This window comes from Xenorhabdus bharatensis (genome assembly GCF_037996705.1).
Lineage (GTDB): Bacteria > Pseudomonadota > Gammaproteobacteria > Enterobacterales > Enterobacteriaceae > Xenorhabdus > Xenorhabdus bharatensis.
Genome location: NZ_JBBMXG010000006.1, coordinates 148,435 through 172,361, shown reverse-complemented (window position 1 = coordinate 172,361; position 23,927 = coordinate 148,435). Strand labels below are relative to the sequence as shown.

Annotated in this window: 23 protein-coding genes and 2 pseudogenes; 16 read left to right on the top strand and 9 right to left on the bottom strand. The window is 42.5% G+C overall.

Features of this window, described 5'->3' with window-relative positions; genetic code table 11:
• Positions 1-24 precede the first annotated feature (24 nt).
• Positions 25-147 (bottom strand): annotated as a pseudogene (locus AAC855_RS08050) (IS256 family transposase); the annotation flags it as partial.
• 76 nt (positions 148-223) lie between these two features.
• On the opposite strand from AAC855_RS08050, the gene AAC855_RS08045 reads away from it, so the two are divergent.
• From AAC855_RS08045 to AAC855_RS08030, 4 genes are all read left to right on the top strand, one after another.
• Positions 224-562 (top strand): P-loop NTPase family protein, encoded by a 339-nt coding sequence (locus AAC855_RS08045; RefSeq protein WP_340609074.1) that lies wholly within the window; start codon positions 224-226, stop codon positions 560-562.
• 481 nt (positions 563-1,043) lie between these two features.
• Entirely contained in the window at positions 1,044-2,327 is a 1,284-nt protein-coding gene (locus AAC855_RS08040) for a dicarboxylate/amino acid:cation symporter (RefSeq protein ID WP_340609073.1), read from the top strand.
• A 292-nt stretch (positions 2,328-2,619) separates the two neighbouring features.
• Positions 2,620-2,898: a type II toxin-antitoxin system RelE/ParE family toxin gene (locus AAC855_RS08035; RefSeq protein WP_340609072.1), complete on the top strand. Its 279-nt coding sequence runs from the start codon at positions 2,620-2,622 to the stop codon at positions 2,896-2,898.
• The gene (locus tag AAC855_RS08030; RefSeq protein WP_340609071.1) at positions 2,898-3,182 is read left to right on the top strand and encodes a HigA family addiction module antitoxin; all 285 of its coding nucleotides are present in this window, start codon (positions 2,898-2,900) and stop codon (positions 3,180-3,182) included. Before AAC855_RS08035 ends, AAC855_RS08030 begins: the two co-directional genes overlap by 1 nt.
• Before the next feature lie 35 nt (positions 3,183-3,217).
• On the opposite strand, the pseudogene AAC855_RS08025 reads toward AAC855_RS08030, so the two are convergent.
• From AAC855_RS08025 to fruB, 4 genes and pseudogenes are all read right to left on the bottom strand, one after another.
• A pseudogene (locus AAC855_RS08025) lies at positions 3,218-3,346 on the bottom strand (type II toxin-antitoxin system Phd/YefM family antitoxin); the annotation flags it as partial.
• Between the two features lie 161 nt (positions 3,347-3,507).
• Positions 3,508-5,208 carry a PTS fructose transporter subunit IIBC gene (fruA, locus tag AAC855_RS08020; protein WP_340609070.1) on the bottom strand — a complete coding sequence of 567 codons (1,701 nt, stop codon included), beginning with the start codon at positions 5,206-5,208 and terminating at the stop codon, positions 3,508-3,510.
• 7 nt (positions 5,209-5,215) lie between these two features.
• The gene (fruK, locus tag AAC855_RS08015) at positions 5,216-6,199 is read right to left on the bottom strand and encodes a 1-phosphofructokinase (RefSeq protein ID WP_340609120.1); all 984 of its coding nucleotides are present in this window, start codon (positions 6,197-6,199) and stop codon (positions 5,216-5,218) included.
• 11 nt (positions 6,200-6,210) lie between these two features.
• Positions 6,211-7,371 carry a fused PTS fructose transporter subunit IIA/HPr protein gene (gene fruB / locus AAC855_RS08010; protein WP_340609069.1) on the bottom strand — a complete coding sequence of 387 codons (1,161 nt, stop codon included), beginning with the start codon at positions 7,369-7,371 and terminating at the stop codon, positions 6,211-6,213.
• A 927-nt stretch (positions 7,372-8,298) separates the two neighbouring features.
• On the opposite strand from fruB, the gene potA reads away from it, so the two are divergent.
• The 3 genes from potA to potC are packed head-to-tail and all read left to right on the top strand — an operon-like array spanning position 8,299 to position 11,034.
• Entirely contained in the window at positions 8,299-9,414 is a 1,116-nt protein-coding gene (potA, locus tag AAC855_RS08005) for a spermidine/putrescine ABC transporter ATP-binding protein PotA (protein ID WP_340609068.1), read from the top strand.
• Entirely contained in the window at positions 9,398-10,258 is an 861-nt protein-coding gene (gene potB, locus AAC855_RS08000) for a spermidine/putrescine ABC transporter permease PotB (RefSeq protein WP_099109014.1), read from the top strand. Before potA ends, potB begins: the two co-directional genes overlap by 17 nt.
• Positions 10,255-11,034, top strand: coding sequence for a spermidine/putrescine ABC transporter permease PotC (gene potC / locus AAC855_RS07995; RefSeq protein ID WP_228857681.1), 780 nt, complete (start codon positions 10,255-10,257; stop codon positions 11,032-11,034). Before potB ends, potC begins: the two co-directional genes overlap by 4 nt.
• Before the next feature lie 42 nt (positions 11,035-11,076).
• On the opposite strand, the gene AAC855_RS07990 is transcribed toward potC, so the two are convergent.
• Both AAC855_RS07990 and AAC855_RS07985 read right to left on the bottom strand, forming a co-directional pair.
• The gene (locus AAC855_RS07990) at positions 11,077-11,463 is read right to left on the bottom strand and encodes a type II toxin-antitoxin system death-on-curing family toxin (RefSeq protein ID WP_340609119.1); all 387 of its coding nucleotides are present in this window, start codon (positions 11,461-11,463) and stop codon (positions 11,077-11,079) included.
• The gene (locus AAC855_RS07985; RefSeq protein ID WP_340609067.1) at positions 11,463-11,684 is read right to left on the bottom strand and encodes a type II toxin-antitoxin system Phd/YefM family antitoxin; all 222 of its coding nucleotides are present in this window, start codon (positions 11,682-11,684) and stop codon (positions 11,463-11,465) included. Before AAC855_RS07985 ends, AAC855_RS07990 begins: the two co-directional genes overlap by 1 nt.
• A 223-nt stretch (positions 11,685-11,907) precedes the next feature.
• On the opposite strand from AAC855_RS07985, the gene potD reads away from it, so the two are divergent.
• The 9 genes from potD to AAC855_RS07940 all read left to right on the top strand — a co-directional run bounded on the left by potD (position 11,908) and on the right by AAC855_RS07940 (position 21,996).
• The gene (gene potD, locus AAC855_RS07980; protein WP_340609118.1) at positions 11,908-12,960 is read left to right on the top strand and encodes a spermidine/putrescine ABC transporter substrate-binding protein PotD; all 1,053 of its coding nucleotides are present in this window, start codon (positions 11,908-11,910) and stop codon (positions 12,958-12,960) included.
• 377 nt (positions 12,961-13,337) lie between these two features.
• Positions 13,338-14,738 (top strand): RtcB family protein, encoded by a 1,401-nt coding sequence (locus AAC855_RS07975; protein ID WP_340609066.1) that lies wholly within the window; start codon positions 13,338-13,340, stop codon positions 14,736-14,738.
• A 466-nt stretch (positions 14,739-15,204) separates the two neighbouring features.
• Positions 15,205-15,528, top strand: coding sequence for a DUF3761 domain-containing protein (locus tag AAC855_RS07970; RefSeq protein ID WP_340609065.1), 324 nt, complete (start codon positions 15,205-15,207; stop codon positions 15,526-15,528).
• Between the two features lie 668 nt (positions 15,529-16,196).
• The gene (locus AAC855_RS07965; RefSeq protein WP_340609064.1) at positions 16,197-16,976 is read left to right on the top strand and encodes a protein bax; all 780 of its coding nucleotides are present in this window, start codon (positions 16,197-16,199) and stop codon (positions 16,974-16,976) included.
• 239 nt (positions 16,977-17,215) lie between these two features.
• On the top strand, positions 17,216-18,637 hold the full coding sequence (locus AAC855_RS07960; protein ID WP_340609063.1) for an MBOAT family O-acyltransferase: 1,422 nt from the start codon (positions 17,216-17,218) through the stop codon (positions 18,635-18,637).
• Entirely contained in the window at positions 18,624-19,772 is a 1,149-nt protein-coding gene (locus AAC855_RS07955; RefSeq protein WP_340609062.1) for an SGNH/GDSL hydrolase family protein, read from the top strand. The genes AAC855_RS07960 and AAC855_RS07955 overlap by 14 nt, the downstream gene beginning before the upstream one ends.
• Positions 19,747-20,964, top strand: coding sequence for an SGNH/GDSL hydrolase family protein (locus tag AAC855_RS07950; RefSeq protein WP_340609061.1), 1,218 nt, complete (start codon positions 19,747-19,749; stop codon positions 20,962-20,964). Before AAC855_RS07955 ends, AAC855_RS07950 begins: the two co-directional genes overlap by 26 nt.
• Before the next feature lie 195 nt (positions 20,965-21,159).
• Entirely contained in the window at positions 21,160-21,522 is a 363-nt protein-coding gene (locus tag AAC855_RS07945) for a type II toxin-antitoxin system HigB family toxin (RefSeq protein ID WP_340609060.1), read from the top strand.
• Positions 21,523-21,996: a helix-turn-helix domain-containing protein gene (locus AAC855_RS07940; RefSeq protein WP_340609059.1), complete on the top strand. Its 474-nt coding sequence runs from the start codon at positions 21,523-21,525 to the stop codon at positions 21,994-21,996.
• 56 nt (positions 21,997-22,052) lie between these two features.
• On the opposite strand, the gene gntU is transcribed toward AAC855_RS07940, so the two are convergent.
• Both gntU and gntK read right to left on the bottom strand, forming a co-directional pair.
• Positions 22,053-23,390, bottom strand: a complete 1,338-nt coding sequence (gene gntU / locus AAC855_RS07935; protein WP_340609058.1) for a gluconate transporter — start codon at positions 23,388-23,390, stop codon at positions 22,053-22,055.
• Entirely contained in the window at positions 23,387-23,926 is a 540-nt protein-coding gene (gntK, locus tag AAC855_RS07930) for a gluconokinase (RefSeq protein ID WP_340609057.1), read from the bottom strand. Before gntK ends, gntU begins: the two co-directional genes overlap by 4 nt.
• Position 23,927: the final 1 nt, after the last annotated feature.

The window sequence follows — 23,927 nt, the reverse complement described above, 5'->3', positions numbered from 1 at the left end:
GCAATTACACAAATCTATGTGCAGGCTCTGAAGGGCCGTTTCCACGGTCAGTTTTTTGAGGAAACGGGAGAGCTGACTTAAATCTTCGGGCGTTTTGAGATTTTTAGCCAGCTCAGTAGCCAGGGCTTGTAACTGTTTCTCGTCCATCTTTTGACCTGTATTAGTTGATAAATTAAACATATCAAAAACAGGTAATTACACAAATTTAGAAACAGGGTCTGATATGGCAATTAAAGAAGAAAGCTGGGTTATTGATGGAAACTACGGAAGATGCTTGCCACAACGCTTATCCAGAGCAACAGGAGTTATTTTATTAGATGTTTCAACGCCATTGAGCCTGCTTCGCTATATAAACAGAACGTTATTCCAGCGTAAACGGTATGGTGGATTGGAAGGCAATCAAGACTCAATCAAATGGGAGATGCTTCACCACATCACTGTTGTTACACCCAAAAATCGAAAACGTTATGCTGCAATGTTTGAAAAATTAGCTATGCCAAAAATAAAACTCAGTTCCCTTAAAGAGATGAAAAAACAATTCGATAAATGGGAACTATTTTAAATAAAAACTGATATAAATTAGTTTTCATTATATTTATATCTAAAATAATCAGATTAATTTATTTTAGATATAAAATATAGATTTAAAATTCATAATGTTATTATTTTCATGAGTTTTTTATTTCCAGTTAACTGCTTATTCTCTATAGCGTATTTTTGGTTTTTTCTTGCATGCCAGATAAATTTTAGGTTTGTTTATTTAGAATTTATCTATTTAAATCTTATTCATTCTATATTTAAAATCCATCGTTATGCAGGTTGTAGAATTCTTATGAAATAACATTTTTAAATAGAATAAGTAACAAAATATAGCCAGACAACCAAAGGATAAATCCGAGTAAGCAGCATAAATGTACACTCTGCACGTCCCTTGTCCTGCGTTTTCACTTTGTTAGCAGCCTGATAAATGTAACTCATTGTTAAGTTGTAAGTAAAAAGACAGCGTAACTAGTTTGGTCATTACAAAAAATAAGGGGATAACAATGAAGAGGCAACACCTGATGAAGCAGATCGTTATCGCCATTTTGCTTGGCGTGATAACGGGATGGGGATTTAATCGTTATCTTGATGCCGGTCAGGCAAAAGAAATTGCCTCTTATATCAACATTATTACCGATGTCTTTCTGCGTCTGATAAAAATGATTATTGGGCCACTCATATTTTCCACGATTGTTTCCGGATTAATGTCAATTGGAGGGTCATCCTCTGTCGGGCGGATCACTATCAAAGCAATGATATGGTTTATTGTTGCTGGCTTGATTTCGATTAGCATTGGCACTCTGATAGCTAATCTGTTCCAGCCAGGGGTTGGGTTGAATATTGCAATTCCACAACATGGAAATATCGATACGAGTCTGAATGCTGGTGAGTTTTCCTTGAAAAATTTTATCAGCCATATATTTCCCAGTAGTTTTGTGGAAGCCATGGCAAATAATGAAATCTTACAGATCCTTATTTTTTCTCTCTTTTTTGGTTCAGCATTGTCATACATTTGCCGGAATAGTCAGAAAACAAGCCCTATAGTGACTATGATTGAAGATCTGGGATGCATTATGTTCCGCATCACAGATTATGTTATGGCATTGGCTCCTATTGCGGTATTTGCTGCCATTGCCTCTGCGATTACTATTGAAGGGATGGGGTTGCTTTATGAATATGGAGAATTAATTGCTCTCTTTTATCTGGGGATACTTTTACTTTGGTGCATTTTACTGACGGTTGGGTTTCTTTTCCTCGGCAAGGATGTTTTTTTGCTGATGAAACTTATCAGAGAGCCTACCATACTAGCCTTTGCCACCGCGAGTAGCGAATCAGCCTATCCAAAAACTATGAATGCACTGAATGGCTTTGGTGTGCCGAAAAAAATTTCCAGTTTCGTATTACCTCTGGGTTACTCATTTAATCTTGATGGTTCAATGATGTACCAATCCTTTGCTATTCTCTTTATCGCGCAGGCTTACAATATTGATTTGAGTATCACAGAACAGATCCTGATTATGCTGACGCTGATGGTCACCAGCAAAGGTATTGCTGGAGTCGCTCGTGCTTCTGTAGTCGTTATTGCCGCCACTCTCCCAATGTTTAAACTACCTGAAGCAGGCATATTATTGATCCTCGCTATTGATCAACTCCTCGATATGGGGCGCACAGCCACTAATGTGGTGGGTAACTGCATTGCTACATCAGTCATTGCTAAAATGGAAGGAAAGAGGAGTAGTTCTGAATCCGAAGTGCAGGAAAAAGAGTTTGTTGGGCGTGATAGTTAAATGAGTAGGGGAATTTCTGTATTTTTCGTTTTTACATATGATTGATATATTTGGTGTTAGGATATTTTTTAATAAAATTAGATTTGTCACTAAATAGACTCGCTATTTTTTGTATTAGATAGAAAAAATATAATAAATATAGCTAAATTTATTACTTTAATTTAGAGGGGATATTTACCAGTTTAATTAATAAATTGGTAATGAAATAATTCATCAAGACTATAACATTATAAAAGTGTTGTAGAAGGTGGAACATACGTTATACTGTTCCATAGTTAGGAACATGATTATCATGATCAAGAGTTTCAAGCACAAAGGACTGAAAAAATTTTTCTTAAAGAATGATAGTAGTGGATTGGAACAAAAACTAGTTCCTCGAATAAAAAACCGACTTACAATTATCGACTCTGCCAGTTGTATTGAGGCTATTAATCTTCCCGGTTATGACCTTCATGAATTAAAAGGTAATCGTAAAAATATCTGGTCAATCAAAGTATCAGGAAATTGGCGTATCACATTTAAATTTATAAACGGTGATGCTGAAATTCTTAATTTGGAGGATTATCACTAATGCAAATGGCTAATCCCGCACATCCTGGTGAAATTATTGCAGAAACATTAATCGAAATGAATGTGAGTTTGCGCCAGTTTGCTAAAGCAATGGAAATCGCGCCTTCTACTGCTAGCAGGCTTCTTTCAGGACAGACATCTGTCACTCCTGAAATGGCGTTGAAGTTATCCATAGTGATTGGCAGTACACCAGAAACGTGGTTAAAAATACAGGCTAATTACAGCTTGCGAGAGGCTGAAAAGCATCTTGATTTAAGCCACTTACACCGTTTAACGTTTGCTTGATTTTTATACCTGAGGCATAAAATGCAATTGCATCATCTCTTTTTTCTTTTTTCATATGATTCAATTAAATAAGCCGGAATTCCATTTTGAGTGACTAATATTGGTTCTGATAGCTCAAGTATTGCGGCATGCCTCTTTATAAAAGAAATAGTTTCAATTTTCATTTAAGTCTTCTGACAAATTTATTTTATTTGCTTGTAGAGTGATACTAACATTCGATGATGGGTTTTAATTTAGACTATAAAGACCAAGGTCAATATTCGTTTTTTGTTCTGCTGGGTGATTTGAGGAGTTGCAGTTTAACCACAACTCCCTGACAAAAATCTCAACTTACTACCTGAATTTCTTTCTTCTTTACTATCCCATAAACTCCGGCTGTCGACACTGTACCCGCTAAAATAGCGCCCAAGTAAGGCAATACAGGCGTAATTGCGCCCGGTATCAGTAATACAAACAGTCCGCCATGTGGTGCCATCAGTTGTACGCTGAAGTACATCGAAATCGCGCCTGTAACTGCACCGCCGAGAATACAGCTCGGCAGTACTCTTACCGGATCTTTCGCCGCAAACGGAATCGCTCCCTCAGAGATAAAACACAGCCCCAGTACCAATGCTGCTTTTCCGCCTTCGCGCTCATTTTGGTCGAATTTATTTTTCGCAATCACTGTTGCCAGCCACATGGCTAATGGTGGAACCATGCCCGCTGCCATAATTGCTGCCATCGGGCCGTAGCTTTGGGCACTCAATAATCCGACGCCAAAGGCATAAGCAGCTTTATTCACCGGCCCACCCATGTCGGTGCACATCATGCCACCCAGTATTGCACCAAGGATCACGGCGTTAGTGGTTCCCATCGATTTCAGCCAGTGAGTCAGCCATTCCATAATCTCAGAAACGGGTTTGCCGACGATGTAAATCATGATTAATCCTGTCGCCAGTGTTGCGGCCAACGGAATAATCAGGATTGGTTTTAATGCCTCCATGCTTTGTGGTAGGAGAAGTCTGGTTGTCAGTAATTTGGCAACATAACCAGCAAGAAAGCCTGCAATGATCCCGCCGAGGAAGCCTGCGCCAGTACTAACGGCGAGCATTCCGCCGACAAGTCCGGGAGCTAACCCTGTGCGCCCAGCGATGGAGTAGCCTATGTAACCGGCGAGCACGGGTACCATGAGGGCAAGTGCCGAGCCGCCGCCGATTTGCATCAGAGCTGCCGCCAGTGTGCCCGGTTCTTTAAAGGCTTCGATGCCAAAGATAAATGATAATGCGATGCACAGGCCGCCTGCGACGACCATGGGTAACATGTAGGAAACGCCGGTCATCAGGTGCTGATAAATGCGGGTATTTTCCGGATTGTTTCTACTGGGAACAGAAATTGTGCTGGTAGCAGTATAAATTTCAGCTTTGGTCAGGGCGTTCTCCAACTCGTTGGCGGTTTTTTTCAGGGCTGCCCCCGTTGAGGTGCGGTAAAGGCGTTTGCCGGAAAAAGGCGTGAGTTCGACCTCGATATCGGCTGCAACAATCACGAGATCGGCCGCCGCGATTTCGGCATTAGTGAGAGCATTTTCGCTTCCCACGGAACCCCGGGTTTCGACTTTGATTTGCCAGCCGCGTTTTTGTGCTTCTGTTTCCATTGCTTTGGCTGCCATAAAGGTATGGGCGACACCGGTTGGGCAGGCGGTGATGGCAACGATGTTGACAGGCTGTTGCTGTACCTCGCTTTCTGCTGTATCAGCAGTGTGTTGCTGATGATAAACACTCGCTTCTGTTTGGGCTTTGTGGAGAAATACCTCGGATTCGCTGATTACCTGTTCTGCGGAGCCAATGAATATTTTCTTTCCATACAAATTATTGCCGGGCAGATTCAGGCTGTCCGGTACAGATTCTCCGATGATGATCACCAGCTCAGCCGTACTTAGATCGTCAGTCAGGGTAAGACCATGTTGGGCTATGACATTCTCCAGTGTTTGTCTGGCGAAGTAGGCGCGTGCTTGTCCTTGTTTCTCATTGCTAATAATCAGTATGTTCATGGCGTTCTCATCTTATTGTTGTTTGTTTTTCGATGGTTGTCTTTTTCGATTGTTTTTTTAATGAAATGAGTTCCACTTTTGTCATCAAGCAGGCGAGTTGCTGGCGGTCGATATTGCCGACGTTACTTTGGCTGACGGTCATGGCAGAAATGGCGGTGGCAAGGCGCAATGTATGTTCGCAGGGTTGTCCCATCATCAAGCCGTAAATCAGGCCACCCACCATGGCATCACCGGCGCCGACGGTACTGACAATTTCACAGTGCGGTGGTCTGGCGTGCCAGGCTCCGGCTGAGTTAACCAAAATGGCCCCTTCTTCGCCTAATGAGACGATGACATGTGAGATCCCCTCCGCACGTAGTTGCTGGGCAGCGCTGATGATATCTTCCTGAGTCAGTAAAGATCTGCCTGCCCAGATTTCCAGTTCATGGCGGTTCGGTTTAACCATCCACGGTTGTGCTTTAATTCCGGCAGTGAAGGCTTCCCGGCTACTATCGAACACAACACACATACAAGCTTCGCGCAGTTGCTGCATCCAGTCAGTGAAGTCATCCGGCTCAACGCCTGCTGGCAAGCTGCCACTGACGCACACCATGTTGAATTCCCGCAGCCATGTGAGGGAGTTTTTGGCAAAGCTCTGCCAGTCTTCTTTACTGATATTGAATCCTGAAAAATTGAAATCGGTGACAAGGCCGTTCTGTTCGGTGAGTTTGACGTTGATGCGCGTCCGGCCTTCTACTATCTGGAATCGGTCAGTGATGCCCAGTTCTGCGAAAGTTTTTTGGAAGCTGCTCTGGTTCTCTTTACCGAGAAAACCACCTACCGTAACATCGATACCGAGTGTTTTGAGGATCTTAGCAACGTTGATGCCTTTGCCTGCCGGATATAATCCCGCAGTTTGGATCCGATTAACTTGACCGGTTTTTATATCTCCGGTTAACCCGACCAGATCGTAGGCTGGGTTGAGGGTGATGGTGGCTACTCTTTTATTCATTCCATGTTTGTTCATGCGATATCTTCACCCAGATTGTTGTTGATAAGATTTTTGATGGCCTCCAGAGCCTCTTTGGCATCCGGGCCGGAAGCAGTAAAACGGATACGGTCTCCCCGTTTAATGCCCAAACCTGCAACCAGCATCAGTTTGCGGCCATCAACGGGAATGGTGTCTCCATCCAGAGGAGTGATGGTAATGCGGCTGCTGAATTGTTTGATGGTATGAACCAACAGTGCGCTGGGGCGGGTGTGTAGCCCGTGTTCATTGGGCAGGATAAAATCTGCGGTCAGGGTATTTTTTGCTTGTGATGTAGCTTGCTGTGAGGCCTTAGTTGTCAGTAATCTAATGAGTTTTGCATTATCTTGAGCCTGTTGCAGTTGTGCCCCTTTTCCTTGTTGAATTAGGGTGTTGAGATTAGTCAGCAGGTGATGCAGCTGATCGTCGGCGTAGGCAATGGTGATGAGCAAACTGATCGGTTTTTCATCAAGATTATCGGTACTCATATTGAAGGAATATTTTGGACGTGCGATGGCAACGGCATTACGTAAGCTACCCCGTGAACTGTCACTCAGCCAGATCCCTTGCCCCAGATGTATGGGGGATCTCGCGAGAATATCGGCAATAAATGCGGCATTCACCGAGCTGGTTTTTTGCAGGCGAGCGAGATTGAGCGCCTGCAAGGTTGTCAGATCTCTGGTGTCAATATCCAGTGTGATTGTGGAGGCATCCAGTAGATAGGGGGGTTGTGGGTTCATGAGTAAATGGTAGAGTTCATCTGCCGAGGTGGTTTTCGCCATCTGGCTGGCTCGATTTTCATCATTGAGAATGGGGAGTAACTGGTGTAGCAGCTTCAGATGTTCGTCAGATTTTGCCGCAATGCCGATAATGATGTAGGCAGTCTGGTTATCACCCCAGTCAACACCATCCGGGAATTGCATCACTTGTACACCCGTGTGAAGTACGTTTCCGCGTGTGGCATAGGTGCCATGCGGAATGGCAATACCGTTACCCAGATAGGTTGAAGATTGTGTTTCACGCTCCAGCATCCCATCAATATACTCTTTACTGGCATATCCGGCGGTAGTTAAAGCATCGGCAACCTGCTGAATTGCATTTTCTTTATTGTCAGCATGTGCTGCCAGATGGATATTTCGTAATGTTAGGTGAAACATTTTACCTCCCTATGTACACTTCGTCTTTCAAGTTGCCTCTTTGTTGGCTGCGCTCGCTCACCCCAGTCACATAGTTATCTATGCTCCCGCGGATGAACTCCCTTGCCGCCGCGATGCATCTTGAAATCCATTGTGTATAAAATTGATTGAAACGATTCAGTTTTTTGGGAATGAAAAACCGACGCTCAATAAATTCACGTTATTTTTTTATTAAGTAGGTGAATGGTTTTATTTTTCTACGTTGAAGTTACATTAACCCTAACGCTAGGAAATAGTATAGCAATTGATATAATGTGATTTTTATTAGTAACTATTTTTCATAATTATTAACTGATTGTTTATTGATTTTTGATTACTCAGGGAAGATTTGCTAATCACCTGTATTATCAGGAAAGTATCGTTAAATAGTTAATGTGTAAAGTCACGTTTTATATTATTTATTGAAAGAGTGATAGCGATCTTAATTATTTAAATTTTAGTTAAATTAAATGATTATAAAGTTAATTATTAAAATAATAAAAAAACTATATGAATAGATTAATATATTATCTTATCAAAGGAGTGTTCTATTTCTGAACGTGAATTCTTGGTCTGAAAAAGGTTTTAGGCTGTTGTCTTGGGAAGAGAGGGGGTGTACTGTCTTTTTTGACTGAAAAACAGTCAGCAAAAGCTTGCTCCGGACGGGAGAAATCCGGTTCAAAATGGCCTTAAAGGTTAACATACATGAAATGTTAATAAAAAATGGCACATTGTCATTAATTCGGCTTTCAATTTCGGCGTACTGCGTTTATTATGCGCGCTTCGTAATTTCAACCGGCGCCACTGGCTTTGAGCTTCAGCGGAGAAATAATGCTTCCTGTTAGCTGACACAGTCTTTTCCCGTGGCGGTTCTATCTGCATTATTCCAAGGGATAGATGATAGCATAAATGACTGAGAATACCTCTCTGACACCACTCGTTGAATTAAAGTCCTTAAGTAAAGGCTTCGACGGCAAGCAAGTTATTTCACAGCTCGATCTGACAATCAATGATGGCGAGTTTCTGACCATCCTTGGTCCATCCGGTTGTGGTAAAACCACAGTACTTCGTCTGATCGCTGGGCTGGAAGATGCTGATAGCGGCAAAATTTTATTGGAAGGGCTGGATATTACTGATATCCCGGCTGAGCACCGTCATGTGAATACGGTTTTCCAAAGTTATGCCCTGTTCCCTCATATGACCGTATTTGAAAACGTTGCCTTTGGACTGCGTATGCAGAAAACACCGGAAAAAGAGATTGCTCCGCGTGTTGAAGAAGCACTACGTATGGTGCAGCTTGAAGAGTTTGCTCAACGTAAACCTGCACAGCTTTCCGGTGGTCAGCAGCAGCGTGTGGCGATAGCCCGTGCGGTTGTGAATAAACCTAAAGTTCTTCTGCTGGATGAGTCTCTGTCAGCGCTCGATTATAAGCTGCGTAAGCAGATGCAGAATGAGCTGAAAGCGCTCCAGCGTAAACTCGGTATTACTTTTATTTTCGTCACGCATGATCAGGAAGAAGCGCTGGTCATGTCTGACCGCATCGTGGTTATGCGCGATGGGCGTATTGAACAGGATGGTTCTCCGCGAGAGATCTACGAAGAGCCGAAAAATCTGTTTGTTGCCCGCTTTATCGGCGAAATTAATATCTTTGATGCCAAAGTATTACATCGTGTTGATGAGCAGCGAATACGTGCCGATGTGGAAGGCCATGAGTGTGATATTTTCACTGATCTGCCAGTAACAGCCGGACAAACATTGAAGGTGCTGTTGCGCCCGGAAGATCTGCGGGTGGAAGAGATCAATAATGGTGAGCAGGTATCGGGCCTGATTGGTTATGTTCGCGAACGTAACTACAAGGGAATGACGCTGGATTCTGTGGTCGAAATGGAAAACGGCAAAATGGTGATGGTGAGTGAATTTTTTAACGAAGATGATCCGGATGTTGACCATTCCCTGAACCAGAAGATCGCAGTGACTTGGGTAGAAAGCTGGGAGGTTGTGCTGGTCGATGAAGAAGTCGCGTAAACTATTCCAGAACATCGTCATTACAGGCATCGTATCCTGGCTGATGCTGTTTGTCTTTCTGCCGAATCTGATGATCATCGGCACCAGCTTTCTGACGCGTGATGATGCCAATCTAGTGCAGATGGTATTTTCTCTGGACAACTATAGCCGCCTGTTCGACCCACTATACGCAGAAGTGTTAATACACTCGCTGAATATGGCGGTGATTGCAACGTTGTGTTGTCTGGTTATCGGCTACCCGTTTGCCTTTTTTCTGGCGCGGATGCCGAAAAAACTGCGTCCGCTGATGCTGTTCTTGCTTATTCTGCCATTCTGGACGAACTCGCTAATCCGTATTTATGGATTGAAGATGTTCCTCAGCACCCGTGGCTACATGAATGATTTCTTGTTGTGGACAGGGATTATTGAGAAGCCACTGCGCCTGATGTATACCCCGGAAGCTGTGGTGTTAGGACTGGTTTATATTCTGTTGCCATTTATGGTGATGCCTCTTTATTCGAGTATTGAAAAGCTCGATAAACCCTGTCTGGAAGCTGCGCGCGATTTAGGGGCAGGGAAATTGCAGACTTTTATTCGTATCATCATCCCACTGACGATGCCGGGTATTGTTGCTGGTTGTCTTTTAGTTCTGCTACCGGCAATGGGGCTGTTTTATGTCTCTGATTTGATGGGTGGTGCGAAAAACCTGCTGATTGGTAACGTCATTAAAAGTCAGTTCCTCAATATTCGAGACTGGCCGTTTGGTGCGGCAACCAGTATCTGTCTGACGTTGGTAATGGGTATCATGCTGTGGGTCTACTATCGTGCGGCTAAGCTGCTGAACAAGAAGGTGGAGCTGGAATGATCGGACGCCTGTTGCGCGGTGGCTTCATGACCATCGTTTACGCTTACCTGTATATCCCGATTATCATTCTGTTGGTAAGTTCGTTTAATAAATCACGCTTTGGTATCAACTGGCAGGGTTTTACAACCGAATGGTACAGCCTGTTATTTAATAATGACAGTCTGCTGCAAGCAGCAGGACACTCCCTGACAATGGCTGTGGTCTCCGCAACATTTGCTACATTGATTGGTTCATTAACGGCAGTTGCGCTGTATCGTTATTCATTCCGTGGCAAAAAATTTGTTAGTGGGATGCTGTTTGTGGTGATGATGTCACCGGATATCGTGATGGCGATTTCACTGCTGGTGCTGTTTATGTTGCTGGGAGTGTCACTGGGCTTCTGGTCACTGTTGTTTTCGCACATCACTTTTTGCCTGCCGTTTGTGGTAGTGACAGTCTATTCCCGCCTGAACGATTTTGATGTCAAAATGCTGGAAGCAGCCCGTGATTTGGGAGCAAGTGAATTAACGATTCTGCGTAAGATTATCCTGCCACTGGCGATGCCGGCAGTGATGGCGGGATGGTTACTGAGCTTTACCCTGTCCATGGATGATGTCGTTGTTTCTTCATTTGTGACTGGGCCGAGTTATGAAATTCTGCCACTGAAGATTTATTCAATGGTAAAAGTCGGTGTTTCACCGGAAGTAAACGCACTAGCTGCTATTTTGCTGGCTTTGTCACTGGTGTTGGTACTGATTAGCCAATTTGTGATGCGTGATCGCACGGGTAAGTCTTAGAGGCAATCTAAATTAAGCGCAGTCAGATTGGGCTGCGCTTTTCTAAGCGTTGAGCTTCGGTTCGAAATATTCTCGGAGCTTTAGTGCCAGCTGTTTAGGTATAAAGTCTCCTTTAGCCGCTTTCACGGTTAACTCCACTAATTCTGGGTGGTCATAAACTTCTACCCCATTACGTTTCAGAAACAGCATTGTGGTGTTCAGTGCTGTACGCTTATTACCATCCGTAAAAATATGGCCACGAGCGATAGCAAGCCAATATGTTGCAGCGAGTTCGTAAATATCGGTGATGCCTTCGTAAAATTCTCGATTCATTACCCGGCTGACAATTGCATCAGCCCTGCCTGAATCGCTCATTCCGGGTACTCCTGCATAGCGACGTAAAAGGTAATCATGAAGAGCAATGACTTCATCTGGAGTGACGTGCCTAATCATCGATCTGTTAATTCTCTGTTTGATTTATCGAATAGCCCGACGATATCAGCAAATTCGGCATCCAATTTTGCTTTTTTAAGTGCTTCAAATTCTTTTTTACTAATAATTACAGCCGCTTCTCTGCCACGTCGAGTGATCTCCACTGGTTGACCAGCTACAGCTTTATCGATAACAGCAGCTAAGTTTTCACGAGTTTGTGAAATAGTAAATGTATCCATGATGTTCCTTCTTAACTTTATATGTATGGTTTTTGTTCATTGTACAACTGAATCCACCTAATTGTACAATTCACAGACTTACACATGATAAGCGGCTTTACCCCATGAAAGGGCGCTTTTATAATAGCCGCTTTTTGGGGTAGGTTTATATCGAACCTGCTGTATATAGGAATGACGCGATAATAACGCATCAACTGCGGGGAAACACTACATGAAAAACAGCATGAAAAAGTGGTTCTATCTGTTAGCCGCCGGGATGATGGCATTAAGCATTGGTTCGGTCAATGCTGCTGCCGAGAATGATGGCAAGACACTCTATTTTTACAATTGGACTGAATACGTTCCACCGGGTTTGCTCAACCAGTTCACTAAAGAAACCGGAATCAAGGTGATTTATTCCACCTATGAATCCAACGAGAGCATGTACACCAAGCTGAAAACTTATAAAGACGGCGCTTATGATTTGGTTGTGCCTTCCACTTACTTTGTCTCCAAGATGAGCAAAGAAGGGATGCTGCAAAAAATCGATACAAACAAGCTCAAGAATTTCCATAATCTTGATCCTAGTTTGCTGCATAAGTCGTTTGACCCGAAAAACGAATATTCCATCCCCTATATTTGGGGGGCGACGGCAATTGGTGTTAACAGCGATAATATCGATCCAAAAACGCTGACTTCTTGGGCTGATTTCTGGAAGCCTGAGTACAAAAACAGTTTGGTATTGACGGATGATGCCCGTGAAGTCTTTCAGATGGCGTTGCTGAAGATGGGGCATTCCGGCAATACGACCGATCCGAAAGAGATTGAAGCTGCGTATCAGGAACTGAGAAAACTGATGCCGAATGTACTGGCCTTCAACTCGGATAACCCGGCTAATCCATTTATGGAAGGTGAAGTTGATGTCGGCATGATGTGGACAGGTTCTGCTTTTGTTGCACGTCAGGCGGGAACTCCTGTTGATATTATCTGGCCGAAAGAAGGTGGAATTTTCTGGATGGATAGTCTGGCTATTCCGGCAAATGCCAAAAATGTCGAAGGTGCGATGAAGCTGATTGATTTCTTGTTGCGTCCTGAGATTGCGGCGCAAGTTGCAGAAACCATCGGTTATCCGACGCCGAATCTGGCTGCGAAAAAATTGTTGCCGGCTTCTGTATCAGGGGATAAATCACTGTATCCTGATGATGCGGTGATCCAGAAAGGGGAATGGCAGAGCGATGTTGGTAATGCTAATGTCCTGTATGAAGACTATTTCCAGAAACTGAAAGCAGGCCAGTAATTCAGTATTAAATTTAGCGAGAAGGGAGCATTTGGCTCCCTTTTTTAATATGTGAATCCAAGTATTAATGTTATAAAAAGAGGTATTCAAATTGAGATGTCAAAATAAAGATTATTGGGACAGTTGGTTTGATAATGAAAATCCTACACCTGATTTTATGGTTAATAGGTCGTAGCCAGATGAGCAAAACAGAGAAGAGTTCAATTAAGCAAGGATTAAAATTTAACAATTAGATTAATGAATCCTCTTTACATCCTGAATTTCTACAACTAGTATACCCAGCTCAAACCTTCCTGAATTATGCTGCTGCAGGAAAAACAAGACTTCTTCCCCCTCAAAACGGAAGAAGCGATTTTTTGTTTTTCTAGGTAGCTTACATGTCTACATTAAATCGTTTACAAAAACGTCTATCCCGTCAGGGAATTGAAACTTATTACGAAAACAATACTTATCATTTCAATCAAAATCAGGTGGAAGCTAAAGTCCTGTTACCGGAATCTTTGCCACTGGAAGAAAAAGCCGTACAGCAATTACTTGATTTGGCTGCGGTTCGGGTGCCCGGTAGCGATGCAAAAGTTTGTCAGGCTCGTGCAACGCCAGATTTTCATCCCGGTACAACAGCGCCTGTTGGCAGTGTTGTGGCAACTACAGAAGATTTGGTGATCCCTGCTGCAATTGGTACGGATATTAATTGTGGTATGCGTCTGCTGACAACCGGGTTGAGCTATGAAGAAGTAAACAGCCAGAAAGAAGCATTGACTCAGCAGCTAAAAAACGTCTTATTACTGGATCAACGCAATGTCCCTGTTACTCCACAATCATTTAGCGCCTTATTTGATGAGGGATTGGCTGCATGGTTGCAGGAATTACCCCGACAGGGAATTTGGCAGCAGGCTGATTTCAGCCGGATGTATGCTGAATTAAACGCAGTATTGAGTACACATGCAGTAAAAGCGCATAGTCGATATGCTCCGGAAGCGTTTTTTGAACAGCGGGAAATTATCCGGCCAGCCAGTCTGGGAACGGTTGGTTCTGGTAATCACTTCGTGGAGTTACAGATCGTGGATACTATTTTCGACAGGCATGCGGCTTACTCTGCTGGTCTGCGCGAGGGTGATATATTGATAATGATCCATACTGGTTCACGGGATGTAGGGTTCTATGTTGGTCAGCGTTGGTCTGATAAAGCGAAGGCACTTTGGCCTGCGGCAGAAAAATATCCGGCTTCAGGTCTGTTTGGTCTGACGGCAGAGCATGCGCAGGAGTACTTATTAGCGATGGGCGTTGCTGCACGTTATGCGTGGGCGAATCGTATTGTGCTGACTGAATTAGTGCGTTCGCAATGGCAAAAGGTATTTGGACAGGATAAAAGCAGCCTGCTTGTCGATCTCTCGCATAATATTATTTTTCCTGAACAGGGCATGAACCTTCATCGTAAAGGTGCCACTCCGGCACGAACCGGGGAATTGGCATTAATTCCCGGTTCAATGGGTGATTATTCTTATCTGGTCATGGGAAAAGGTCATTCAGACTGGTTATGGTCATGCTCACATGGTGCCGGTCGTTCCGTTCGCCGTCAGGAGATGCGTAGTAAAATTCTAAAACCACAAGAAAATCACGGCTTGCCGTGGCAGTGCATTACCCTGAAAAATGAGCGTTTACGGGAAGAGGCCCCTTCTGCTTATAAACCCATTACACCTGTTATTGAAGTTCAGGAACAAGCTGGATTAATTAAATCAGTGGCAAGAGTCAGGCCATGGATTACGTTTAAGGCCTGATATTAGCGAAGGTTTAAAGGCTGGTTTTGACTAGCCTTAATTATTCAAGAAACATCTTCAGGATTATTTATCATATTCATTCAAATAAAAAGTCAATATTTGATGATTTTTAATCATTAATTGAAGAAAAAATTTCATATGGAATTGTGAGTTTTGGTCATTTTATTTTTTTCTTGTTTTAAGAAAATAAATGAATTTATCCGATTTAATAAATCTAAAATAATAATTAGTTTTTTATAAGCCAATGAATCAATCATCTTTGCTTTTCCAGTCAAAAACAGGCATTGGATTACTACATAATTAAGCTTGATTTTTTATTTTTTCCTTATGTTGAATAAATGTTTTCATAGTCTATTAAGTCGTAACCATTATTTATGTTAAGTTTGTAATCGCATCATTCAAAGCTATACTCCAAACTGCAAGAGTTGATTTCGGGTTAAAGTACTTCTAACCAGAGGATTTATATATGAAGAACTTGAAGTTATCAGTTGCGGCATTACTGGTGTTGTTTTCAAGTGCAGCACTTGCAGCGCCAGCAGTACCAACAGAACCTGTTTCTAAGCCTGTAATACCCGTGGAAAAAAGTATAAAGTCGGTAAAAAATAAAACCGGTTCATTAGAAAAACAAGTGCAGAAGAACAGTAAGAAATCAACAAAGAAAACCAAGAAAAGGAAAGCGACTCCAACAAAGGCGGTAAATACCGCACTTTGTAAAGACGGAACATATAGTAAGAGCAAATCACGCAAAGGTGCATGCTCTCGCCATGGCGGGGTTGCTAAGTGGTTGTAGTTTTCCGTTGATTTCTTATCATATCCAATTAGGGAGCTTAGGCTCCCTAATTATTTTCCGATTGATATCGTTTGAATTGGTTAAAAATAATATATCGATTATCGTAGAAAATAGTATTTTACCGATATGAGTAATGTGTTTTTTATTTTAGAATGTATCTAATTGTAATGAAGGAATGAGTTTTGATTTTTATTAATAGGGAAAGTATGGATGAGGTTATATTAAATCATTTGATTTAAATATGTCCCTATTATTTATTTAACTTCATTGTTTAAATATAACTAACCACAAAAATAGATAATGAAAAATAGATAAAATCATATCTGATAAGTTATGTTGTATAGCTAATATTTTATCAATCGAGTGAATGTGGTTGGAGGGTGATTTTTTTATTTAAAATAAATGAGTTGATAATGTTTTGCTGAACATGATTTTCCTTTTTTTAGGTGTGAAATGAATATATTAATAAGCGTTATTTCGGGATAAAAATCCAATAACCATTACACTAATTTACTATGTTGAGTGAAAAATATAGATTATTATCAGTAACGTGCTAATATTCGTTACGTAAATAGTTTGTGCGAATCACGAATAAAGATAGCTATAGATTAATTGCTTTGTTAATATTCGTGTGTTTTCACTCAGAGTAATAAAACGAGGAGAAGCAAATGCCCTCTAAAATGATGAGGACAACTGCGGTCTTCGCTTTCTTTCTCTCTTTGATCTTTACTGGTTTGAGCAGTGCTTCAAAAAATAGCTCAAAAATGGAAGAGTATTCTCACAGTGGCATCAAACATCACCTGCCTGATTTGCGAAAATACCCTTCTGGTGTACCCAGAAAGAAAGCGTTTTTGAACCTTGTTGTCCCTGTAATCGATAAGCATAATCAACAGATTATGCGAGACCGTAAATGGATTCTGTCACATCGTCATATTTCTAAATGGTCTGCACAGGATACCAGGAGGTTGCAAAGGATCTGTTCTGATTACAAAATGACTTGTACCTCACCAAAACATATCAATTGGCAGAAGCTAATTAGTCGAGTTGACATCATTCCAACCCATTTTGTTGCTACTCAGGCTGCGGCAGAATCTGGTTGGGGAACGTCAGAACTTGCGCAGAAAAACAATAACCTGTTTGGAATGCGCTGTGGCTCATGTGGTCATGCCAAAGGGAAAGTTAAAGGCTATTCCGTCTATGATACGATTGAAGATTCAGTCATTGCCTATATGAAAAATATGAATACGCACCGTGCTTATGAGTCACTGCGTATTTCACGGGCCAGGCAACGAACAGCGCAGATGCCGCTGAATACCAGCAAACTTATCGATAATTTGCATGGTTATTCTGAATTAGGTGCTGTCTATAATCGTTATTTACATCGGGTATTTGATGGAAATAAGGAATTGATTTCACAGGTACTGGAATACGACAGTTATAGCCAATAAAGGCCAGCAATATGGTAATTCATCAAATAATCCGCACCGTATTAATTACGCTGCGGATTATTTTTTATTACGATATCTTCAGTTAATAGATTTGGGATGGCATTCCAGAGGAAACGATATACAGATAATAAAAAAGCAATCGATATATTATCTATTGTAAATATAAACAAATTCCATAACATAGAGGGGAACTGGATTATGTTTTTCCTACAATGATAAATGGTTAGTTAGAGCCTAATATGAACTTCTTTTCTTTTGAGTTTCTTGGAGCATTTGTTATTTTGCTCTTTTTTTACTGGCTGTTACAGAAAGCCCCCAGGCTACAAAATGGATTGTTAATTTTAGTTAGTTATTTATTTATATTCTCTTTTGCAGCAAATTTTGTTTATGTTCTATTCATCTACACTCTGTTTATTTATTTTTTAGCCAATATTCTCAGTCGGTATTTATCTCATAAAATTATATTTACTTTACTGACATTGGGTATCCTTGGCTGTTTTACGGCATTCAAATACTATTCTTTCTTTCAGGAGGCAATACAACAGGCATTAGGAAGTATAGGCCTTAATGTAGAGCTACCGGTTCTTGAACTGCTATTGCCATTAGGATTGTCATTTTATGTTTTTCACTCAGTCAGTTATGTCGTTTCTGTCTGCAAGAAAGAACTTTCACCCGCTTCATTACCAGACGTTATCCTGTATCTTTGCTTTTTCCCAAGCCTTGTAGCAGGACCAATCAATCGGGCCAAAGATTTTCTCCCACAGATTCAGGCACCATCCAGAGTTATTCAGGAACCCTTGAAAGCCTTGCTTCTGATTGCGCTGGCTGTTGGAAAACTATTTCTGCTCAGTTCAACATTGACCGAAAATTTCGTTAATCCGGTATTTGAGGATCCGGTCGGTTACCATGCAGGTCAGGTTTTGGTTGCGATTTATGCTTATGCATGGAATATCTATTTTAACTTTTCCGGCTATACCGATTTGGTGACAGGTATAGCGCTATTGCTCGGCTTCAGAGTGCCGCAGAATTTTAATGCCCCTTATCTGGCTGAGAACCTACAGGTGTTTTGGCGTCGTTGGCATATCAGTCTGTCTACCTTTATTCGTGACTATGTTTATATTCCTCTGGGAGGCAATAAAAAGGGCGCTATCCACAAAAGTTTGAATCTATTTGCTGCGATGGTTATCTCCGGAGTGTGGCATGGTGTGGGGATAAATTTTATTCTTTGGGGCGCGATTCACGGTCTGGGGTTAATCTTCCACAATATAAAGCGCTTCCTGTTCTCTTCATCAGGAAAAAATCATGGAATATCAGCTAACAACCCTGTTTTGTTATTTTTATCCCGCGTGATGACATTCCATTTTGTTTGTCTGGCATGGGTGTTTTTCCGAAGCCCAACACTGAATGATGCTTTGGCGGTACTGGGTCAGCTTTGCTCTGGTGATATTTTTGCATCTTTGCTTTCCAGTAGTGCTTTGTTAGCCAGTTTTTGGGGGCTGTTTATTGCTTATCCATTACTGGTGAAGATCAGAAATTCAATGGAAAGAAATGCCCGGCATATTTCATGGCTATATTATCCGGTTCCTCTGGCACTGGTTCTTACATGGGTATTTATGTTGTCACCTCCCGGAATGCCAGGGTTTATTTATGCTAACTTCTGAATTTACATCTACGTTTAAGAGTGTCGGACGGGTTATTTTCATCGTTTTTTTAACCACACTACTGCTAATCTGGCTGAATCAAAGTTCACTGGATAATTTCTGGCAGCAGAAATATCACCGCAATAGCCCGTGGACTGCCCTGAAAGGTGAGCCGTTATGGGATTTGGGAAATAATATCCAACAGGGAGCGATTGCGGCTGGTGAGGCGTTTATGGCACATGCAGGCGGCCATCATCAGGCGAAATCACAGCAAGCTAGTGATAGCAGCGGCTCTTCCTCTGCGTTACCGCCTGAATTTCAGGTTGGGTTACATTTTTTGCAGGGTTATATTTATCCGGTAGAGAATCGTTATTTAAAATTCCCTGATTTATTAAGGAAGGATATTAAAATCCACTCATCCCCTTTATTGGTCAATGATCAAAAGACCAATCATCCGGTTGAAATCATTCAGAAAACAGAGGTCAGGCTAGGGAGCAGGGATAAGGTACTTTTTGCCGGGGATTCGATGATGCAAGGAGTGGCCCCACATCTGAAGCGCCGTCTTTATCAGGAGTATGGTATTTCCGGCATCAATTTGAGCAGACAAAATACCGGGCTGACCTATTCTGGTTTCTTTGACTGGCCGAAAACGATCCGCAATGCGTTAAATCAGGATCCGGATATCAGGTTGGTGATCGTATTTTTAGGGCCGAATGATCCGTGGGGGATTCCCGCAAAGCCCGGCGAAAGTTACCTGAAATTTGCGAGTGAAAGTTGGGAAAGCGTTTATCGCCAGAGGATCGGAGTCATTCTTAATGATGCCCGTGAACATAATGTCGATGTTATCTGGATCGGCCCGCCTAATATGCGTCAGAAAAAGCTTTCCGGCAATATGGCTTACCTCAGTACATTGTATCAGGCAGAAGTGGCAAAAATGGGTGAGATTTATGTTTCCGTCAATGATATGTTCAAATATCAGTCAGAAAATTATTCAGATTATATTGGCGATGGTAGCAGTACAATCAAACTCAGAAGTGGTGATGGTATTCACTTTAGTTTGAGTGGGCAGAAAGTCATTGCTGACTCTATTTTTTCACTAATCACCGCTATTGAGGAGCCAGCTGAGGAAAATGCAGCCATTCAGACAATTCCATAGATTTTACCGGTTAATGGGAGCTGGTTTAATTATCTTGCTTTCCATGGGCTTATTATCATGCCGTGAGAAAAAGCCTCTGCCTTCATCAGAATCTCAGGTAATGCAGGTAAATTATCAGAAGCAGCTAGTGGATTTTTCTGAACCTAATCTCGGATTGTTGGCTGGTAAATTACGCCACAGTCATTCCCAGCCACTGCATATCGTACAATTAGGAGACTCTCATACTGCCGCTGATTTTTTCACAGGTAAACTGCGGGATTTATTTCAGCAGCGTTATGGCGATGCGGGGCTGGGTTTTGTCAACCCGATGACTATTCCGGGGCAGCGCAGTGCGAGGGTTAAATTCTCCGGTGATAAGACGGAATGGTGGCTTTCTTCCAGCCGAAAAGAGGACAGGGCTGATTTTCCTCTGGGGGGATTTATCGCTACGCCCGAACGTACTGGCAGCACAATAACAATGAATTTATCTCCGCCGGACAACCACAAGTATCGAATGCGTGTTCTTTATCAGTCTCATGATGACACTTATCTGAAGCCGCAATCCTCTCCTTTATGGCGATTACCTGCAACACAAAGTGAATGGCGTTTTTCACCGGATAACTCTGCTTTTTTTCCGCTTAAGCTCTCTGCACATGATGCTCAGTTAAAAATTGGTGGTTGGCTGATCAGTCGCCAGAATAGCGGGGTTATGCTATCTGCACTCGGGATTAATGGTGCGACCATTAATATGCTGAATAAATGGCAGCCGGAATGGATTAATACTCTGGCACAATTGAAGCCGGATTTAGTTATTCTCGCTTATGGCACGAATGAGGCCTTTAATGATGCTTTAGATCTTGATGCTTATCGTCAGGAACTGACCGCGAAAATACAGCGGATCCGCAGTGTTATACCCGAAGCGGTGATCCTGCTGATTGGGCCGAATGATTCTTTGAAAAACAAATATGCGACAACGTGCGAAGAGCAGCAACCAGCGTTGCTTAATGATGTTATTCGGATTCAGCAGGAAGTCGCCAGAAAACAACATACGTTGTTCTGGAACTGGCGGGCATTTATGGGAGGAACATGCTCAATTCGCAACTGGGAGCAACAGGGGCTTGCGCGCCCTGATTATATCCACCTTTCCGCTGCGGGTTATGAACGTAGTGCGGAAGGGCTTTATAAGCAGTTTATTGATTTAGTCGGGGAGTAAATCGGTGGTGAGGGCAGGAGAGCTGGAATGGCTTGCCTGCTTTATTGCGACTTAATTGAACCAATATATTTTCTGCTTACCTTGAGTGGTATCCTCAAAAACTCTTCATATTGCAACATGATGTGAGCAAACCTCATTCTATTTGCGATGGGTTTTTGGCAAATATCGCATATTGCGATACCATGAGAATCAGGCATGCGAGTTATCTCGGTTAAAACCATAACGGATGCAATGTTAAAACATGCTCAGTGGAAAGTTGGTTTAAAACTGTGGCTGGATGTGTTTGACAAATCATCTTTACATTTTGAGTCATACAGTCAGATTTTGAATGTCTGGAAAAATGCTTCTGGATGGAATGTTGACCGTATACCACATGAATTGTTGGAGAAAGGGAGTAAGAAGGGGCCTCTTGATATTTATATCTTTGATGTACATAAAAATAAATGTCGCATTATTGCATGGCTTAACCCTCATTCTGGCTCTCTGTACGTCAAAGATGTTTGTTCACACGCTGAGTACGATAAGTGGTCGAAAAACCAGACTAAATCGAAAAGGTGAATGATGAGAAAAGTATTACTCAATTCAGAAGGAACTGAGGAGCTCTTTAAAAATTTACCTGTTATATTACGGGCAATATCGGATCAGCTTAGTTCCGTTTCTTTATTATTCTCTGCTTGTATGGAACCTATCGAAAATGATGAAGATCTTAAAGCAAGAATGGAGATTATCGATGAGTTGTATTCGTACTCTAATGATGTAAAAGATATTTCAGCTCAATTGGCTGAATTGATATCTGATCGGGTGTATGAATATGAAAAGCAGAACGTTAAAGTTCCACCTGTAAGTCAGGCAGAAGCTCTCTCATTTTTTATCAAAGAGAGAAATTTAAAGCAGGTAGATTTACGTGAGGTTGCGACTCAGAGTGTTATTTCAGAGATTATTCATGGAAAAAGAGCGATGACGCTCGAACAGGTAAAAGGGTTTTCTAAATTTTTCAATGTCCCAGTTGAGACTTTTATGGACATACTTTGAAATGAAAAACGGCACATGATCCATCAGATAATGTGCCGTTAATTTTTTTAGATTTATTACAGCAGTGCGAAATAGATCATGCCGATAATGGCCCCGGTGGTGCCTAAAATCGTTTCCATGATCGTCCAGGTTTTTAAGGTCTGCCCTTCAGTTGCACCGGTAAATTTGCCGAACAACCAGAAACCGGAGTCGTTGACATGACTGAGGATCAGAGAACCTCCTGCGATACAGACGGATAGTGCTGCCATTTGTGCACCGGAATAACCTAATTCACCGATAACAGGCAGCACTAAGCCTACAGTGGTCAGGCAGGCAACAGTGGCAGAACCCTGAATCACACGCACAGCTCCCGCCAGAATAAAACAAGCCAGAGCGATTGGCAGACCCGCTCCAACCAATGCGTTACCTAATGCAGGGCCAACACCGGAATCAACCAGTACTTGTTTGAAGACGCCACCCGCACCCGTCACCAGCAGGATAATTCCCGCTGGCTGGAGTGCCGCAGAGCACACTTCCATCACTTTTTCTTTGCTCATACCACGACGGATTGCCAGACCATAAATAGCCACCAGACAGGCAATTAAAATCGCAGTAAATGGATGCCCGATAAACTCCAGCCACTGATACAGCGTTGATTGTTGATCAACAAACCGGGCCGCGATGGTTTTCAAACCGACTAATACCAGCGGGAACAGTACCAAAGCCAGACTTAAAGCAAAGGAAGGCATTTGGCTCTTACCAATGCTTGGGGTACTCAGATCGTTGGGTAGATCCAGCGTAACATGTTTACTGATGAAATTACCGTATATCGGGCCAGCCAGTAACATACCGGGAATTGCTGCACTCAGGCCAATCAGGATCATCCAGCCAAAATCCGCCCCCATTTGGGAGGCCAGCATCATTGGTGTCGGGCCCGGTACCAGAAATGCCGCCGCCGCCGCAACACCGGCAAACAGTGGAATCGCCAGCTTTACTACATTGCCGCCAGTCCGGCGGGCCACCGCAAAAACCACACCTATCAGCAATACGACAGCGACATCAAAAAACAAAGGTAATGCACAAATAAGACCCGCAACACCCAGCGCATAATTAGCCCGTTTTTCACCGAAACTACCCAGTAATTTCACTGCGATCTGATCTAACGCGCCCGTTTCATGCAGGATTTTTCCAAACATAGCCCCGAGCGCAACAACGACAGCAAGGAAGCCCAGTGTGCCTGACATGCCGTTTTGCATCGTTTGGGTAATTTTTTCTAATGGCATACCGGAAAAAATACCGGCACCCATTGAAACCAGCATTAAGGCGATAAAAGCGTGCATTCTGGCCTTCATTACTAAAAACAGTAACAGAAGAACAGAGCCGACAGCAGTCAGCACCAATGTTAATGTACTCATGAATGTCCCTCAGTAATACGTTCAATTGTTGTAATTGTATTTTTAATTACTTCGTCAAGACTTGGTTTGATATCAATGAAATGAGCATCTTTTTCATCAATTGTCGGCTCTTCCAGTGTCTCAAATTGTGAGATCAGCATCTGCGGTTTGAAAAAGTGCCCTTTGCGCGCTTTCAGACGGCTTTCAATTAATTCAAAATCTCCCTGCATATACAAAAATGACAGGTTTTTATTGCCACTACGCAGAATATCTCTGTAGTGTTTTTTCAGGGCTGAGCACACCAGCAAAGAAACGCTATTAGTACGCTGCATGGCAAAAATGGCATCGTTGAGGGCTTCCAGCCACGGTTGACGATCATCATCATTTAAAGCATGACCCTCAGCCATTTTCTGAATATTGGCGCGGGGATGAAGAAAGTCGCCATCTAAAAAAGCGGCACCCAGTTCACGGGCAACACCATTGGCAACGGCAGATTTACCACTGCCGGATACCCCCATCAATATAAAAACGTGGTTTGGTCGCTGGGTATCGCTCATA

Bases quoted from the DNA above. Each gene is read 5' to 3' on its own strand.
- AAC855_RS08045 (WP_340609074.1), top strand. From the start codon at position 224: ATGGCAATTAAAGAAGAAAGCTGGGTTATTGATGGAAACTACGGAAGA.
- AAC855_RS08040 (WP_340609073.1), top strand. From the start codon at position 1,044: ATGAAGAGGCAACACCTGATGAAGCAGATCGTTATCGCCATTTTGCTT.
- AAC855_RS08035 (WP_340609072.1), top strand. From the start codon at position 2,620: ATGATCAAGAGTTTCAAGCACAAAGGACTGAAAAAATTTTTCTTAAAG.
- AAC855_RS08030 (WP_340609071.1), top strand. From the start codon at position 2,898: ATGCAAATGGCTAATCCCGCACATCCTGGTGAAATTATTGCAGAAACA.
- fruA (WP_340609070.1), bottom strand. From the start codon at position 5,208: ATGAACATACTGATTATTAGCAATGAGAAACAAGGACAAGCACGCGCC.
- fruK (WP_340609120.1), bottom strand. From the start codon at position 6,199: ATGAATAAAAGAGTAGCCACCATCACCCTCAACCCAGCCTACGATCTG.
- fruB (WP_340609069.1), bottom strand. From the start codon at position 7,371: ATGTTTCACCTAACATTACGAAATATCCATCTGGCAGCACATGCTGAC.
- potA (WP_340609068.1), top strand. From the start codon at position 8,299: ATGACTGAGAATACCTCTCTGACACCACTCGTTGAATTAAAGTCCTTA.
- potB (WP_099109014.1), top strand. From the start codon at position 9,398: ATGAAGAAGTCGCGTAAACTATTCCAGAACATCGTCATTACAGGCATC.
- potC (WP_228857681.1), top strand. From the start codon at position 10,255: ATGATCGGACGCCTGTTGCGCGGTGGCTTCATGACCATCGTTTACGCT.
- AAC855_RS07985 (WP_340609067.1), bottom strand. From the start codon at position 11,684: ATGGATACATTTACTATTTCACAAACTCGTGAAAACTTAGCTGCTGTT.
- potD (WP_340609118.1), top strand. From the start codon at position 11,908: ATGAAAAAGTGGTTCTATCTGTTAGCCGCCGGGATGATGGCATTAAGC.
- AAC855_RS07975 (WP_340609066.1), top strand. From the start codon at position 13,338: ATGTCTACATTAAATCGTTTACAAAAACGTCTATCCCGTCAGGGAATT.
- AAC855_RS07970 (WP_340609065.1), top strand. From the start codon at position 15,205: ATGAAGAACTTGAAGTTATCAGTTGCGGCATTACTGGTGTTGTTTTCA.
- AAC855_RS07965 (WP_340609064.1), top strand. From the start codon at position 16,197: ATGCCCTCTAAAATGATGAGGACAACTGCGGTCTTCGCTTTCTTTCTC.
- AAC855_RS07960 (WP_340609063.1), top strand. From the start codon at position 17,216: ATGAACTTCTTTTCTTTTGAGTTTCTTGGAGCATTTGTTATTTTGCTC.
- AAC855_RS07955 (WP_340609062.1), top strand. From the start codon at position 18,624: ATGCTAACTTCTGAATTTACATCTACGTTTAAGAGTGTCGGACGGGTT.
- AAC855_RS07950 (WP_340609061.1), top strand. From the start codon at position 19,747: ATGCAGCCATTCAGACAATTCCATAGATTTTACCGGTTAATGGGAGCT.
- AAC855_RS07945 (WP_340609060.1), top strand. From the start codon at position 21,160: ATGCGAGTTATCTCGGTTAAAACCATAACGGATGCAATGTTAAAACAT.
- AAC855_RS07940 (WP_340609059.1), top strand. From the start codon at position 21,523: ATGATGAGAAAAGTATTACTCAATTCAGAAGGAACTGAGGAGCTCTTT.
- gntU (WP_340609058.1), bottom strand. From the start codon at position 23,390: ATGAGTACATTAACATTGGTGCTGACTGCTGTCGGCTCTGTTCTTCTG.
- gntK (WP_340609057.1), bottom strand. From the start codon at position 23,926: ATGAGCGATACCCAGCGACCAAACCACGTTTTTATATTGATGGGGGTA.